Below are 14,637 nucleotides of genomic sequence, written 5' to 3'. Positions count from 1 at the left end.
CGCTCTATCTAGGAGATGGTTGTGCCGTCTGTCGAGTTGCCGTCCGGCCGGATCTACTACGACGACACCGGTGGCGACGGCCCGATCCTGGTATTCGGCCACGGTCTGCTGATGGACGGACGGCAGTGGCGCAAAGTCCTGCCACTGCTGCCGGAGTACCGCTGTATCACGCCGACACTTCCGCTCGGCGCCCACACCACACCGATGAACCACGACGCGGATCTCTCCGAAACGGGTGTGGCCGCAATCCTTGCCGACTTCCTCGACGCTCTCGCACTCGATGACGTGACTCTCGTCCTCAACGACTGGGGCGGTGGACAATTCCTCATTACCGAAGGTCGGGACACACGCATCGGACGGATGGTGCTGGCATCGTGCACCGCATTCGACAACTACCCGCCCAAACCCGCCAGGCCCGCAGCGATGCTGTGCCGATTGCCGGGCGGTGGTTGGATCCTCAGCAAGATGCTGGGAACCCAGTTCTTCGCCACAGCACCCGGGCCTACGGCGCTCTGAGCAAATCACCGATACCCGACGCGCTGTTCGACGAGTGGTTTCGCCCCGCCGTCGAAAACCGGGCTGTGCGTAGGGATCTGGTGAAGTTCGCCACCGGGGCGCCGTCGCGGCGGCGGCTGCTCGAACTGTCCGACCGAATGAACAGTTTCCACCGGCCGGTGCTGGTGGTCTGGGCCAGGGAAGACAGGATGATGCCGCTGTCACACGCCGACCGACTGGTCGAGCTCTATCCCGACGCGACCAAGGTAATCATCGAAGACTCCTGGACGCTGGTCCCCGAAGATCAACCGCAGGCGATGGCAGAGGTGCTGCGCAATTTCGCCAAATGATCGAGAGACTGGGAAGCGGGCCACGGTGTGACACGGACGCGGCAACGTTTCACCCCGAGAAAGTTTGGGCAGTGTCAGGGTATGAGCAATAACGAGATGGTCACCGTCGAAAGAACAATTGCCGCGCCCGTCGATGCGGTCTTCGACGTCCTCACCAACCCCAATCGACACCCGGCTCTCGATGGGTCTGGGTTCGTCCGCAGCGTGGACCAGGCCGACCGGATCCAGCGCGTCGGCGACGTGTTCACCATGAACATGCAGGGCGACCACATGGGCGGCGAATACAAAACGGACAACCACGTATCCGGTTATGTGAAGGACAAATTGGTGGCGTGGAAGACCGCGCCAGCGGGCACTGAGCCGCCCGGCTGGGAGTGGCTGTGGGAGTTGGAGGCGCAGGGGCCCAACGAGACCCTGGTCCGACACACCTATGACTGGTCGAAGGTCACTGACAAGAAATTGCTGGAAAAAGTGAAGTTCCCGCTGGTGACGAAAGATCAGCTGAGCGACACCCTCGCTCGCTTGGATGCCGAAGCTTCCACCTGAAACGCAGGCACCGGACGAACGAGTGAGAACCGGGACGGTACGCCGGTGGCAGAGCTTCGACCGCTGCCTCGTTCCGGCATCGGCCCAGCGGAGCTGATTCGTCGCCGTAAGAATCTCCCGCAGGCAAACCCGGCGCAACATCGACAACCTGATCGACCCGCTGTGACGGAAGCCCCGGGGCGGGGGCTGCTGGATAGCAATGGCCGAGACGATCCAGACGTGCATGTTCTGTTTGCTACCGGCCACACCGGTTGTCGGCGAATAAGCGCTGCTGGAGTTGCCGCTGCTGGGTGAAAAAGCGCTCATTTGGATCCAGCGGTCGTCTTACAAAACGTCGTACACTGTTGTAATGGCTGACACAATCACCTTCAGGCCCGACGAAGACACATTGATGGCGCTGGAGGTCTTGACCAAAGACGGAACCGCCGTGTCCGTAGCCGTTCGATCTGCTCTTATCGATGCCGCACGACGGAAGGCCGGCGCGGCGATTCGCGCCGAGGCGGAAAGGCTTGCCAAAGACGAGTCCGACCGCGCTGAGGCCATGCAGGTGCTGCGCGACATGGAGACGTTGCGTGCGTGGTGAGGTCTTTCAGCTGCGTGCCCCGCGGGGGAGTCGCGGTCACGAGCAGTCCGGTTCCCGCTACGCCGTAGTAGTCCAGTCAGATCAACTGCCCCTGTCGACGTGGCTAGTTGCACCAACATCCACGTCGGCTCGTGCCGCCAGCTTTCGTCCCGAAGTCGAAATCGGCGGCGGGAACACCCGCGTGCTTGCCGAACAGGCGGCCGCAGTCGACCCGGGCCGACTCGGCAAGAGCGTCGGGTTGCTAACCTTCGATGAGATGCGCCGTGTTGATGCGGCACTGCGCATCGTCCTCGATCTATGAGCGTCAGACAGCCTCGGACCAAGTTCGTCGACGCCGTCCGGTTCTAAGACACCACCGAGCAGAGGACATTTCACATGAACACCCCCGCCGTCTCCACCTCCGACTACCCTTCGCGGTCCGGTCACCGAGGCGCTACGGTCGGTCCTGATCACCGGTCAGATGCAGCCCGGACACGTCTATCCGGCACCGTATCTCGCCGACTTGCTTGGAGTTTCGGCCACTCTCGTGCGTGAGGCGATGCTGGACCTGGTGCGCAAGGGCATGGTGAAAGTGGTTCCCCACACCGGCTTCCGGGTGACGCAGCTGTCTGGTACCGAACTCGACGAATTGGTGGAGTTGCGGCTGCTTATCGAACCCCCGGTGATGGCTGAAGTGGCGAAGGCGTGTGAGGGCGAACAGGCCGCTGCTGTTGGGGTGCCGCGCCCGCTCGCGCAGGATGAACACAGCGACATTTACTGGTAACCCTGCGTATTCGATTGCTGCATATTCTCCGTCCGCGGCATGGTTTAGCCGCCCGACGCCGCAGGTGTATATACTTGATCAAGGTTTCGTATATATCCAGGTGGGGCAGCCAGATGACAAAGCGCTTGATTGACCTCGATGATGACCTGTTGGCGGCCGCGCAGAAGGAACTAAAGACGTCCGGCGTATCAGATACGGTCCGGATCGCCTTGCAGCAGGCTGCGGCGGCGTCTGCTCGCGCACGCCAAGTCGCATGGCTGAAGGCTGGCGGTATGAGGGAGATGGCTGACCCTGGTCAACGAGGTGATGTGTGGCGGTAGTAGCTCGGTATCTCATCGACACCAGTGCTGCGGCGCGCATGACACACCCCACCGTCGCCGACCGACTTGCCCCGCTCATCGAGGCAGGATTGGTCGCAACCACCGCCCAGCTCGATGCCGAAGCGCTTTACAGCGCCCGGACCGCCGCGGAGTACACACAGCTGTGGTCAGATCGCCGCCTCGCATACGAGTACCTGCCGACAAACGATGAGCACTGGCAGGTGGCGCTGGATGCGCAGCGGTCGCTGGCCAGCACCGGTCGCCATCGCGCCGTCGGCATGGCCGACCTCCTGATCGCCACCCTTGCCAATGCCCATGATGTGACACTGCTCCACTACGACGCCGATTTCGAGATCGCTGCCGAAGTATTTACCTTCCAGCATCGGTGGGCGTTGGAACGGGGCGCCATCAGTTAGGCCCGGGCAGGGCGTGGAGGGCGATTGAAACCGTTGTCCCGAAGCGCAATATCGCAATATGCAGCATTGCTCAGGCGCCGCGTCGCCGCCGAGGGCAAGGTCGGCTTCTGCGTGGGCTTGGTGCCGCCATGTACGCGCACCTTCACGGGTGTTACGGAGCCTTGCCGCACGGCAGCCGATTTCTCGGCGATCCACGCGGGGAAGGGCGCGCGGATGCATTCGTCTCTACGAGCGCGCGAGTCTGCACCGTAGGCATGACGGGCGGAAAGTCCTGCACCGCAGCCGAAGACGATGGGAGGAGCGCGATGATTCATCTGATGCAATATGCACTGGTTTACTGGATACCTGCGGTATCAAGTCTGGTCGAATTGTGTCGTGGAGTGTGAACAGTTCGTAGATGCGCACGCTTACAGTTGATCTGATCAGTGCGCCCCTTCAGTGCAATCCACCGAAAACCCCTGGCGTCCAGGAGTTTCGACGATCGGCACCGCCTCGACGGGTGAGGATCACACAAACGTTGCATGTTTCGTCCGATGAAAATGCAGTGGTTTACTTGACATAATGTCGCTTATCGGCAATACCCTCGGGGCCGCTTTTTGGTAAGAGGGCGGTTCTTTCGGTTCGAACTGTCCGATCCGGAACTACCTGGGAGTAATCCGGGAAATCCTGGTAGCTGTCCGATTTCTCGGCCTCCGTTCCAGAAATGTCTGGCAGTGACACCCGCCCAGGTCCCTGCCCATGCCTGCGGATCTTCGGCCGGCGGCGCTGAGTCTGAATCCAGGACTATCTGACAGCGCCGGACACGGCCATCGACAGTCCAGAAATACTCAACAGCGGCGGACGCTCCGCGCCTTTGAAGTCCGGCGTGACTGCTTAATTCGTCACTGTGACGTTATGTAGGTGATGCCGCGTGTCTCCTGTTCGCACAGGGCTTGAGCTGCGCAGAGCCCAATAATATGGGTAACGTTGATTATCCATCGTCTGCCTGTCGGGCTGCTGCTGCGGCGAACGAGACCGATCTTGGCTACTCCGTCGCCGAAGGCGTTGTTGAAGCTGCTGCCGTCGTGCCGGCCGTCGGTGAGATCCCCGAGTAGTTCCAGCAGTTCTTGGATCACCGGCAGGCGAGTAAACCTTCGGCGCACGCGATGAAGGCCTATCGCCGCCATTGCCAATCTGCTGACCGGTGGTGAGCCGGTCCGCCTCAGTCCAGCTGCACTCATCGACGATGTCGACGGTATCGCTCGGCGCTGCGATCGAGCGCCACACGCAACCTTCATAAAGGCCGTGTCTCCTGCCCCCGACAAGATCGGGCGATGTGATCACGAGCACTTCCCCCGGCTCCGGCCGTGACGCCGCGTTCATCAACCGCGGCTTCCGCCGCGGGAATTTGACCCGTTCCTGCAGTCGCGCAGCCAAAGAGAAGTAACCGTGATGATATCAAATAGCTGATATCATCGAGCTATGGAGCAAATAGTTATTCGCAACCTTCCCGAGGGGACCAAGGCGGCGCTGCGAGTCCGCGCTGCTCGTCATCACCACTCCGTCGAGGCAGAAGCCCGCGCGATCCTCGCCGCGGGACTGTCGGGTGAAGATGTCCCCATGTCAGTGCTGCTGGCCGCCGACACCGGCGTTGAGATCGAGTTCGAACCCGAACTTCTGGGACTGCGCGCCCGCACCCCAGAACTGTGACCTACCTACTCGACACCAACGTGGTGTCGGCGTTGCGCGTACCGGGACGCAATCCGGCCGTGGCGGCATGGGCAGACTCGGTAGAAGTCTCCGAACAGTTCATCGCGGCTACGACGCTGGCCGAGCTCGAACGTGGCGTAATCGTCAAGGAACGCACCGAACCGATCCGGGCACAACACCTGCGGCGCTGGTTCGATGGCAAGGTGCTGCCCGTATTTGCCTCCCGGACATTGGCTTTCGACTTCGCCGCGGCCCGCATCCTGGCCACCTACCGTGTGCCAGAGCACGCACCCTACGACGATGCGTTGATCGCGGCCGTCGCTGCGGCCACCAACAAGATTGTCATCACCCGCAACACCCGACACTTCGAACCACTCGGAGTGCGATGTCTGGACCCGTGGGAGTAACGCCAAGCACGGCGGGGGGCCGGTGACTGCGAGACATGTTGCCTCGCAATCTATTTACGCCCCGAATGGCAGATAGGGGCCGCCCCACGGTGGCAAATCAACGTCAAAGCATCCCGACGCAACCCAGATGCATACCGTTCATGCATAACTGATATTATGCATGAAACATGTCACCCGCTGAGCCGCCCCGGGTAGGGCCACCGCCGCATGGCGCCGACGCCGACCCTGGCCGCACTGGTTTGTGTGCTTTTGGCCGACCGGGCAACTCATCAGCCCTCACCGTGCACGGCTGAGGCGTATCGGCGTGACTTCGACGCGATCGCCATCGTGCTCGCCGGCGGACCCCTAACACCTGCCGCGGCCGACCGACAAAGAAACCTGGGTCCGCTGCCGGTCCGGCCGGTTGTGTTGGACAACGATACGTCACTGTGACGCATTAGGAGCCTAATTACCCGGCAGCGGGTCAGTATATCTCGTGCACCGCACGGCCAAGCGAGCCCATAACGGTCCCTCGCGGCAGCACCGAGGCGGGCGGATGCCGCGGGATGGCGGGACGGCCAACACGGCGACACTCCGCGGGCTCGACACCGCACACGCTCGGCCCGATCACCGATAACACGGAGCGAGCGCGGCCACCGTATCCGCAAGCCCGGCCGGATAATTGCGCACCCGGCGCGGATCGGGTCGCGGCCCGGTCGCCTGCGCCTCGTATAGCGCTACTGCGCACTCCGTCATGCGCAGTGCGTTGCCCAGCGCGTCGAGCGTGATCGCCAACAATTCCGAGTCGTCACCGGGGGTGACGTAGGCGGTAAGCCACTTGAAACCGTGCACGAATCCCGAACTCAGCGAGTAGAAACTCTTGGCATCGCGAGGATGAATAATGTTGTCCACCTCCAGATCTGGCGCACGTGGGACATTCTTGTCCATCCAGTCGGCGGAATCCGCGACGAGCACCAACGGCCCCGGCGGTGTTAGAACCTCGGCCTTGGGTAATCCGCCGATTCTGGATCGCCGCTCTGCGGCGCGCGCCTTGCGCTGCGCAAAGGTGGTTCGGTCGACCGTCGCTAATTCGTCTGTGCGCGCGTCGAGCGCTTCAGTGGAGAATCTCTCGAACTCGTCCTGTCGACCGTACTCAGCCCTGACGAACCCGTAGCAGCGACGCAACCGCTCCTCGGTGTCGGCTTCGCGGATCAGCCATATCGTTTTGGCCGAGGACTCCATCGCGATCCGACAGAGCGCCGTCGCGGCCGAGGTCCGCAACTGGCCCTTCGTGATCGCCATTGAGATCACATGCGCTGCGGCAACGAGGTTTTCGCTGGCATTCATCGTCGGATACAGCGCGGTGGAGCTGACTAGATTCGGCTCGTCGTCTAAAGTCACCGCGGAATCATCCCGGGCGAGACGGGATTCGGGGTGCGCAGGATTGGGCCGCAATCCCCAGGGCATGAATTCGATCGCTCGTCTGGTGCGATCAGCGACATTCATGATGTACGTGGCCCGCCTGAGGCCGTGCGCGCCGTCGGGGTAGGCGGCGCGCAGCGCGTTCCAATCGACGCCGGACATGTCTGGCCGCGGTTGTCGGCCGTCCGGACCCACGGGTGGCGGCAGCGTGATGCCGAACTCCTCGGGTCCGCGGTCGCCCGGCTCGCGGCTCGGTCGCGCCGCGCGGCGCTTCCGTTCGCTGTCTCGGGCTCGCTGCTGTCGAGCCTCCCTGTCTCTGCGACTACCCATCGGGCCCGTCCTCTCCCGTCGACGACCGAGGGCACGATAGTTCAGCGGACCGACAAATCGACGGGCGGAGTGCGTCGGAATTGCGCCCACTGCCGCCGAACCAAGCCGAACGCGGCAGGCCCTGACATGCACGCGCGCCAAATCGGGCGGGGCGACCGCTTGCCGCGATTCCGACCGCTGCTCGGCCTCTACCTGCGGATCAAGCTCAACGACACCGCGAAGTTCGAGCGCCCGCCGTCCGCCGGCGAGGTCAGCCAAAGCCCGATCAAGGATGCGCCACACGGCAGCCACCGGCAGATCATCTGGTGCCCCTTCCAGCGCCCCTGATCTCGAAACCAGTGGCTGTCTCGAAAGGGCTTTTCAGAAAAGACGCCAATAGATCCGTGAGATCGGAACGATCGCCCTAGTCTGGACTGCCAGACCTGTGAGCGAAGTGCAAACCTACTTAAGAGGAGATACGCGCACCTTGTGGCCCGATAATGAGACAGACCGTGACTTCCTTAACTTTGAAGGTGTCGCGGACACCATCGCTGAAGTGATCGTCAGCGCTGCCGGCAAACCTGTTTCGATTGGCGTATCCGGGGCTTGGGGCGTCGGCAAGTCCTCGATGATCAAGCTCACCCGAGCATCACTAGCCAAACATCAGCCTGCCGAGCCCCCAGCCAAATATCTATTTGTCGAATTCAACGCATGGCTCTACCAGGGTTACGACGACGCTCGCGCGGCACTACTAGAAGTGATCGCAAACAAGCTTGAGACGGAGGCCGAGAAGCGGCAGACGGGTCTTGCTAAGGCCCGCGAGTTCCTCGGTCGAGTGAAATGGTTTCGACTGGCGAAGCTCCTCGCGCTCCCTGCGGCATCCATAGCACTCGGGTTGCCGCCAATAGGTTTGGCCGGCGAGGTTGTCGGCTTGGTCAATGAAGGACTCGCAGGCGACGTGGACAACGATGATCTAGAAAAGGCTGGCGCAATCGCGTCAAAAGCTGCAGCGGCTGGCAGAGCGCTACTCGATCCGAAGCAGGAGTCATCACCGCCTAGAGAGATCCAAGCCCTCCGTGACTCCTTCGAAGGCGCACTGAAAGAAATTGGGGTCACCCTGGTCGTGTTGATCGATGACCTCGACCGGTGCCTGCCTGGAACGACAATCTCGACGCTGGAAGCCATACGACTCTTTCTCTTCCTAAAGAACACGGCGTTCGTGATCGCCGCAGACGACGGGATGATCAAGCACGCTGTGAAGCAGCACTTCAGCGGATTGGATGACGAGACACTCGTCACCAACTATTTCGACAAACTCGTCCAAATCCCCATTCGCGTACCCGCCCTCGGCACCCAGGAGGTTCGGGCTTACATGATGATGCTGTTCATCGAGAACAGTGAGCTCAACGACGACAACAAGGACGCTCTACGTGGAGCGATCGCAAAACAGCTTCGGGAATCGTGGAAGGGAAAGCGGGTCGATCGCGCTTTCATCGGGTCATGTGGAATCGAATTGCCTCCAGCTCTGCTTACTCGACTCGAGACTGCGGAACGTCTGGCGCCGCTGATGACGACCTCGGAGAAGATCGTCGGCAACCCGCGCCTCATCAAACGGTTCCTCAATGCGTTGTCGATCCGCATGACGATTTCCGCGGCCCAAGGTGTTGGCGTTGATGAAGCTGTTCTTGCGAAGCTTCTCCTTTTTGAACGTGTTGCACCGACGGGGGCCTACGCGGCTCTAATATCTGCCGTTAACGCAGATTCCGACGGCAAGCCCCGCCTTCTCGGGCCGTGGGAAGAAGCCGCATCAAAGGACGAAGAATTCGAGATCGACAGCGCGTGGGATAGTCCCTTCGTTCGTGAGTGGCTGGCGCTACCACCAATGCTCGCCGACCAAGATCTGCGAGGCGCATTGTACGTTGGCCGCGAGCAGGCGCCGCTGATTACGGCAGCAGACCGTCTCTCATCGGAAGCAGCAGCATTGTTGTCGGCGCTTCTGGAGAACCCCGGTATGGCGAACGCCGTCAGGGAGCCTCTCAAAAGTCTCCAGCGCGCCGAACTTTCAATCATCATGGACCGCTTACTTGCTAGTGCGCGGCGAGAACAAGTTTGGGGCGTTCCACCAATTCTGGACGCGTGCATCGTCGTAGCGGAAGTTGACTCGACGCAAGGCAGCACACTTGCAGGATTTCTGATCGACCGTCCGCCCCAACAGATTCAACCTAGCATCGTGCCGAAGATCGCGCAGCTGCCATGGGCTCCGCCAGCGATCGAGCATTGGGCAAAATCTTCGGCGATCGAAGGACCAGTGAAGAGGGCAATCGAGGGGCAGGCCAAGGATGGGAACATCGCAAAGCAGTAGCGGGGCAGGGGCCGGTGTCCCGCTGGTTCCGCCTTGGGCTCATGATGTCGATGTTCCAGCAGCGGACACAGAAGGCGACGAGCGCGAGTCTAATGACCCAGCTGCGCAAGAGCCGGTATCTATCGCCCCTCGTGCGCGCTTTCGGGACACGCGACGGGCAATCGGCGATTTCGCCCGCTCTGGCAACGAGCGGGGGCTGCACCGAGCTCTTGGTCACTACGTACGAACGGGCTACGGCGGCGGCGGCACAATGGCTCGCCGTATGGGCGGCACAGCCGCGACTGCAGGAAGGCTCAACGGCGTACTCCAATCTGGCCGCGCTCCGGACGGTACAGACATCCGCGATGCGATCTTGGCAGGTGGCCACGACGTTAACGTTGTACTTGATGCCATCGTTGACGTGGCTAGTCCGGCAGATGGAACACAAGATAGGGAGTGCTCCAGACACGCGATACGTGACGCACTATCAGACCTCCTCGTGCGATTCCCGGATGCTGACTTCTTGGCTCTCAGCGATAATGAACGCTCGTTCGTCATCGAGCGGTACACGGCACTCGATGTCTACGGTCGGTTCTGCCTCGATTTGCAGAAACACATAATGGCGAAGTCTCCCGACCCCGCCACGGGCCTCCGGCGACTCAAACAAGTTCGGGAGTTCATTGCCGAACATGTTGCTGCGGCATTTCGATCCATCCGCGAAAGGGGGACCCCGGCAACGACTTCGGACATCACACGGCTAACACGCGAAGCCCTTCGGGCGACGTTCGGCGTGTTCGAGGAATATACATGACAAGATATTCAAGTGGGCCCAAGTCAGCTGTAGAAACGATTAACGCCTCGACGACGCCGATTGTCCTGTTCGGGCATTCTGCCCCAAATCAGACACCAACGGCGGGCTGGTCAGCTTCCGACGCAGTGCGACGCCAGTCTCTGCAGCCGGACCCAGCCGCCTGGGATCTCTTATCAATTGCATTGTCGGTCGTTGTCGCAGATTGTGAGACTAGCCGATCGACAAGCCCGGACGGATGGACGCGGGAGTTTGAGATCGATGTCGCGCTCCACGACCCCAGCCCATGGGAAGCGCTCGCTGATTCATTCTCATCAGCGCTTGCATTTCTTACAACCGATCGATGGGCCATGAGCTTCAAAAGCGGCGGGATCGTTCCGGCAGCGCCTAAGAAGCCTCGCTACCCTCAAACGGATGCCATTGTTCTCCTCTCTGGTGGCCTCGACTCCCTCATCGGAGCTATCGATCTAACGTGCTTAGGGCGAAAGCTGTTCGCCGTCAGCCAGATTGTTCGCGGCGATAAGGACAAGCAGGCACGTTTTGCGAAGTTAATCGGCGGCGGTCTAGAACACCTCCAGATCAATCACAACGCGAGCACCCGCCGCGGGCAAAAAGAGACATCTCAGCGGTCGCGGTCACTTATCTTCCTCGCTTTCGGAGTGCTGGCAGCGACTGCAACCCAGCGCTACCTCGACGGCGACACCGTGCCGCTTTTCGTGTGCGAAAACGGATTCATCGCTATCAATCCCCCACTCACCCAGGCTCGAATCGGAAGCCTCAGCACGCGAACAGCGCACCCCGAATTTCTCGGCCGAATGCAACAAATCCTTGACGCGGTTGGGCTGCGCATCCGCATCGAAAACCCCTATGGCGAAAAGACAAAGGGGGAGATGCTCCGTGAATGTCTCGACCAGATGGTTCTTATGAACGAAGCGCCAGCATCGACAAGCTGCGGACGGTTCCAGCGTTTCAATTACACGCACTGTGGTCGCTGTGTCCCGTGCCAGATTAGACGAGCTTCATTCCTCGCATGGCCGCACGATGACCCTACCGAGTACATCTACAAGGATCTAGGCAAGGTGGATGACGACCATGCCGCGTTCGACGACGTGCGATCTGTTGCGGTCGCACGCCTCACGGTGGAAGAGGATGGGCTTGACCGATGGCTTGGGCCAGCGCTGAGTTCTCCGCTAATCACGAATCGACTGACACTTCGATCGACGGTCCAGCGAGGCATCGATGAACTTGGCGTCCTGCACACCAAGTACCATTTGACGTGATTGATTTCCACTGCCATTTGGATCTCTACCGCGACCCGCTCGAGATTGCTGACGAAGCGCAACGCATTGGTGTAGGCGTCCTTTCGGTGACGACAACTCCGTCGGCATGGCCCGGTACGTCCAGTCTCGCCGTCGGTCGGCCAACCATCAAGACTGCTCTCGGCTTGCATCCTCAGCTCGCCTCGGAGCGAAGACAAGAGCTCAGAGCGTTCGACCGGTACTTGCCCGATGCAATGTTCGTAGGCGAGGTCGGGCTCGATGGATCGCCGGAACATCGATCGTCCTGGTCCGACCAGACCGCCGTGTTCGATCACGTGCTTCGATCCTGCGAAGAAGCGGGTAACAGGATTGTTTCGATTCACAGCAGACGGGCTGCGAGCCCAGTCCTAGAATCACTCAACAGGTTTGGCGGACTTCGAGCACCTGTCCTTCACTGGTTCTCAGGAACCCTTGCAGAAGTCCGTCGCGCTACCGATCGGGGATGTTGGTTCAGCGTTGGGCCGGCAATGCTCGCCGGGGCGAAGGGACGAGCTCTTGTCCGTGAGATGCCGCGGGACAGGATACTTCTCGAAACAGACGGACCATTCGCCCAGGTTCGGCAAAATACGCTGCGGCCTTGGGACGTAGCTCTCGCGTGCCGAGCGTTGGCAGAGGTATGGAGAACCGACTACGAAAATGCAGAAGTCAAGGTCCGAAGCAACGAGCGCTCGCTCCTGGAGTTTGCAAGATGATATTCAGAGAGGTCTTAGGATGAAATCCTCTGTACCCCAGTGAAATTTGCCATACTGACGATGGCATTTCAAGGGCAACCCGCGTGTTGGGCACCGAACGCACGCCTCCGCGTGCTGGGCGCGACGCCATATCAAGCCAACGCGCTACCACCGCGGCGTCCGCTTCCGCCCGTGCGCTGCAGATCATAGAATCCCAGCGGCCGCGCCGACTGTGTGCGTGCGCTAGGCGCACCGGTGTGTGCGTCTCATGCTCGGAGTATTACTCCCCCAGCCCGCCATTCGCGCGTTGCAGATCGGCTGGAGAGCGCGCAGCTGTTGTTGCCCTGTCGATTTAGCAGTTGATCGACCACCGCTTGAGCTCTGAGATTCTCCACACCAGCAGCCCACTCGCAGACCGAAAATTGATACTTATCGCGCCACAAACATGCTCGCACCTTTTGTGTAAATGAGCCAACAATTTTTGGGACTATTGCGACGAGAAATGCTGGCGTCCAACGATTTTGATTCAAGTGAGAATAGCGGCGAGTTGTTAGGGATGGGCGAGAACGGGCAGATAGTTGATGAGAAGGTGGTCCCGAAAGATTAAGAAAGAGACGTGTAGCTCACGTCTCGCTAAGAGGCGGACCCAACGCGCCGGCACCACGGTCGCACGTATGCCCAGGCTCAGGAGCGCGGGCGCCTTATGCCTCGTTCCGCGGCACACTCGCGTCTTGGTGCCTAAATAAATGGACGTTAGCGACGTCAGGACTTATGGATACAGGATCTACTGACGCCGTCGCGAATTGCCTTCTGATGTTTGAGGATTCGACCGCAAACAACGCAGACGGCCCCTAGCGGCGGACCCTGCCACGGTCGGACATCACTGTCAGCTGTTAGGCGCGCGCGATATTCGGTGCCGCTCGCGGTGCGACTGACAATGAGGAGTTCAGTTTCGATCCCGGCGGCGTTTGCTTCGCCGTATAGCGTTCGAGCGTTGGCCGCGCAGGTCGACGCTGTGAGTGGGCCGGCGTAGAACTGGCGGACGGCATCTTCCGAGATGAACCGGCCGCCCAGCTCGACACCATTCACGCGCCGTGGGGCTTGGCGCGCGGCCCACCAGCGGTATGTAGATTGCTCGACCGCGATAGCGGCAGGAACTTCGACGTCGAGTACGGTCAGTCTCTCGTAGTCGTTGAACGCCAACTCGTTGACGTAGTGGGCTGGAAGCGGAGGCCAAGACAGGGTTCCTTCCATGACGAAGTTCTCCCCCATAAGCAGCGACACCGCGCGAACCAGATCCGCAGCTTTGGTCGACGCCTCGTGTACCCACTTCGACAGTTCGCCGGGACTGACTGGGTTGCCATCGGCGAGAATGTGATTGTCTCGGACGTCGAGCAGTCCTGCGGTAGCAAGACGCGCCAGGAGTATTTCTTTGATCTCGTCCGGGTCGATACGACGATATCCAACCGCTATTGCGTCGAGGGCGAATGATTTTCCAGCGCCTGGAACACCCGCGGTGACGATCGCCGCATGACCCGTTGTCGGGGTGTCGCGGCATTGCGCACGGTAGTCCTGAGCAACCTGCTCGATCAGTGGACCATGGAGGTAACTCAGTACCGTGCTGGGAACAGCTAACTGCCCCCCGTTGTGGAGGGCAGTTAGCTCAGAACGGACCTTATTCCGTAGTCGGGTGTTTGACTGCGGAGCTGACACTCTCGTATTCCTCGTCGCTGAGTAGTCCGAGCAGATGAGCCGTGGTCACTTGGTCCCAGCTCCCTGGCACGGATCCCTCGTGAGGGTGAGGCGCGAACTCGGTAAACGAGTAGTCCAGCTCGCGGAGCTGTCGGACCAGCTTCTGCCTTGAGATCCCATCGACTGTGGCGCGCAGGATGATTTCCTCGGGGGTTGGGTGGTCACCGAGCAAGCGGGCTCCTCGCAAGAGCCGTCCCACGCGTGGCTGGGTGGTAGCAAGAATTTCGGCGATTTCGCGCTGACTCTTGCGAGCCTGCTCGAGCTCACTGGCGGCACGCATCTCATCAATGTGCATCAAACGCTCGCGCACCCTGCGAATGTGCGCTTCGTGCGCGATACGTTCAACGGTGCGTTCAATTGTTGCAGTCATGGCGTCTCCCCGTGTCTGATACGCAGTGTATCACCCATCGATACGCTGCGTATCAAGCAGGTCAACCACAGGTTGCCATCAGGCCGAGGGACTGCTG

15 protein-coding genes and 2 pseudogenes are annotated in these 14,637 nt (G+C 60.7%); 13 read left to right on the top strand and 4 right to left on the bottom strand.

Features of this window, described 5'->3' with window-relative positions; translation table 11 throughout:
* Window positions 1-15: 15 nt before the first annotated feature.
* The 6 genes and pseudogenes from AC5Y5Z_RS16190 to AC5Y5Z_RS16165 all read left to right on the top strand — a co-directional run bounded on the left by AC5Y5Z_RS16190 (window position 16) and on the right by AC5Y5Z_RS16165 (window position 3,473).
* Window positions 16-845: pseudogene (locus tag AC5Y5Z_RS16190) on the top strand (alpha/beta fold hydrolase).
* 81 nt (window positions 846-926) lie between these two features.
* Complete coding sequence (locus AC5Y5Z_RS16185) at window positions 927-1,391, top strand: SRPBCC family protein (protein WP_463824310.1); 465 nt, start codon at window positions 927-929, stop codon at window positions 1,389-1,391.
* Window positions 1,392-1,740: 349 nt separating this feature from the next.
* A complete protein-coding gene (locus tag AC5Y5Z_RS16180) occupies window positions 1,741-1,974 on the top strand; it encodes a hypothetical protein (protein WP_499926266.1) in 234 nt (77 codons plus the stop codon).
* The gene (locus AC5Y5Z_RS16175; protein ID WP_499926264.1) at window positions 1,964-2,275 is read left to right on the top strand and encodes a type II toxin-antitoxin system PemK/MazF family toxin; all 312 of its coding nucleotides are present in this window, start codon (window positions 1,964-1,966) and stop codon (window positions 2,273-2,275) included. The genes AC5Y5Z_RS16180 and AC5Y5Z_RS16175 overlap by 11 nt, the downstream gene beginning before the upstream one ends.
* Window positions 2,276-2,407: 132 nt before the next feature.
* Window positions 2,408-2,737, top strand: a pseudogene (locus AC5Y5Z_RS16170) (GntR family transcriptional regulator); the annotation flags it as partial.
* A gap of 310 nt (window positions 2,738-3,047) precedes the next feature.
* Window positions 3,048-3,473, top strand: a complete 426-nt coding sequence (locus AC5Y5Z_RS16165; RefSeq protein WP_499926262.1) for a PIN domain-containing protein — start codon at window positions 3,048-3,050, stop codon at window positions 3,471-3,473.
* Window positions 3,474-4,354: 881 nt separating this feature from the next.
* Here the strand turns inward: AC5Y5Z_RS16165 and AC5Y5Z_RS16160 are convergent.
* A complete protein-coding gene (locus AC5Y5Z_RS16160; protein ID WP_499926260.1) occupies window positions 4,355-4,588 on the bottom strand; it encodes a hypothetical protein in 234 nt (77 codons plus the stop codon).
* Window positions 4,589-4,934: 346 nt separating this feature from the next.
* Here AC5Y5Z_RS16160 and AC5Y5Z_RS16155 point away from each other — a divergent pair, with 346 nt between their 5' ends.
* Both AC5Y5Z_RS16155 and AC5Y5Z_RS16150 read left to right on the top strand, forming a co-directional pair.
* Window positions 4,935-5,162, top strand: coding sequence for a FitA-like ribbon-helix-helix domain-containing protein (locus AC5Y5Z_RS16155; RefSeq protein WP_499926258.1), 228 nt, complete (start codon window positions 4,935-4,937; stop codon window positions 5,160-5,162).
* Window positions 5,159-5,569, top strand: a complete 411-nt coding sequence (locus AC5Y5Z_RS16150) for a PIN domain-containing protein (protein ID WP_499926256.1) — start codon at window positions 5,159-5,161, stop codon at window positions 5,567-5,569. The genes AC5Y5Z_RS16155 and AC5Y5Z_RS16150 overlap by 4 nt, the downstream gene beginning before the upstream one ends.
* Before the next feature lie 606 nt (window positions 5,570-6,175).
* Here AC5Y5Z_RS16150 and AC5Y5Z_RS16145 read toward each other — a convergent pair.
* Window positions 6,176-7,132: a hypothetical protein gene (locus tag AC5Y5Z_RS16145; protein WP_499918681.1), complete on the bottom strand. Its 957-nt coding sequence runs from the start codon at window positions 7,130-7,132 to the stop codon at window positions 6,176-6,178.
* A 327-nt stretch (window positions 7,133-7,459) separates the two neighbouring features.
* Here AC5Y5Z_RS16145 and AC5Y5Z_RS16140 point away from each other — a divergent pair, with 327 nt between their 5' ends.
* From AC5Y5Z_RS16140 to qatD, 5 genes are all read left to right on the top strand, one after another.
* Complete coding sequence (locus tag AC5Y5Z_RS16140; protein ID WP_499918680.1) at window positions 7,460-7,627, top strand: hypothetical protein; 168 nt, start codon at window positions 7,460-7,462, stop codon at window positions 7,625-7,627.
* A gap of 97 nt (window positions 7,628-7,724) precedes the next feature.
* Window positions 7,725-9,641, top strand: a complete 1,917-nt coding sequence (locus AC5Y5Z_RS16135) for a KAP family P-loop NTPase fold protein (RefSeq protein ID WP_499918678.1) — start codon at window positions 7,725-7,727, stop codon at window positions 9,639-9,641.
* Window positions 9,619-10,431, top strand: coding sequence for a Qat anti-phage system associated protein QatB (gene qatB / locus AC5Y5Z_RS16130; RefSeq protein ID WP_499918676.1), 813 nt, complete (start codon window positions 9,619-9,621; stop codon window positions 10,429-10,431). Before AC5Y5Z_RS16135 ends, qatB begins: the two co-directional genes overlap by 23 nt.
* The gene (gene qatC, locus AC5Y5Z_RS16125) at window positions 10,428-11,708 is read left to right on the top strand and encodes a Qat anti-phage system QueC-like protein QatC (RefSeq protein ID WP_499918675.1); all 1,281 of its coding nucleotides are present in this window, start codon (window positions 10,428-10,430) and stop codon (window positions 11,706-11,708) included. The genes qatB and qatC overlap by 4 nt, the downstream gene beginning before the upstream one ends.
* On the top strand, window positions 11,705-12,439 hold the full coding sequence (gene qatD, locus AC5Y5Z_RS16120; RefSeq protein WP_499918674.1) for a Qat anti-phage system TatD family nuclease QatD: 735 nt from the start codon (window positions 11,705-11,707) through the stop codon (window positions 12,437-12,439). Before qatC ends, qatD begins: the two co-directional genes overlap by 4 nt.
* Window positions 12,440-13,180: 741 nt before the next feature.
* On the opposite strand, the gene AC5Y5Z_RS16115 is transcribed toward qatD, so the two are convergent.
* Both AC5Y5Z_RS16115 and AC5Y5Z_RS16110 read right to left on the bottom strand, forming a co-directional pair.
* Window positions 13,181-14,131, bottom strand: coding sequence for a zeta toxin family protein (locus AC5Y5Z_RS16115; protein WP_499918672.1), 951 nt, complete (start codon window positions 14,129-14,131; stop codon window positions 13,181-13,183).
* On the bottom strand, window positions 14,094-14,540 hold the full coding sequence (locus tag AC5Y5Z_RS16110) for a hypothetical protein (RefSeq protein WP_499918671.1): 447 nt from the start codon (window positions 14,538-14,540) through the stop codon (window positions 14,094-14,096). The genes AC5Y5Z_RS16115 and AC5Y5Z_RS16110 overlap by 38 nt, the downstream gene beginning before the upstream one ends.
* Between the last annotated feature and the right edge of the window lie 97 nt (window positions 14,541-14,637).

The organism is Mycobacterium sp. NGS29 (genome assembly GCF_059812965.1).
The sequence above is the reverse complement of the archived record's forward strand: the minus strand, read 5'-3'. Positions and strand labels throughout refer to the sequence as shown.

What these genes read in the sequence shown, in the direction of transcription:
- AC5Y5Z_RS16110 (WP_499918671.1), bottom strand. Translation starts at nt 14,540, where the DNA reads ATGACTGCAACAATTGAACGCACCGTTGAACGTATCGCGCACGAAGCG.
- AC5Y5Z_RS16185 (WP_463824310.1), top strand. Translation starts at nt 927, where the DNA reads ATGAGCAATAACGAGATGGTCACCGTCGAAAGAACAATTGCCGCGCCC.
- qatB (WP_499918676.1), top strand. Translation starts at nt 9,619, where the DNA reads ATGGGAACATCGCAAAGCAGTAGCGGGGCAGGGGCCGGTGTCCCGCTG.
- AC5Y5Z_RS16145 (WP_499918681.1), bottom strand. Translation starts at nt 7,132, where the DNA reads ATGTCCGGCGTCGATTGGAACGCGCTGCGCGCCGCCTACCCCGACGGC.
- AC5Y5Z_RS16180 (WP_499926266.1), top strand. Translation starts at nt 1,741, where the DNA reads ATGGCTGACACAATCACCTTCAGGCCCGACGAAGACACATTGATGGCG.
- AC5Y5Z_RS16155 (WP_499926258.1), top strand. Translation starts at nt 4,935, where the DNA reads ATGGAGCAAATAGTTATTCGCAACCTTCCCGAGGGGACCAAGGCGGCG.
- qatC (WP_499918675.1), top strand. Translation starts at nt 10,428, where the DNA reads ATGACAAGATATTCAAGTGGGCCCAAGTCAGCTGTAGAAACGATTAAC.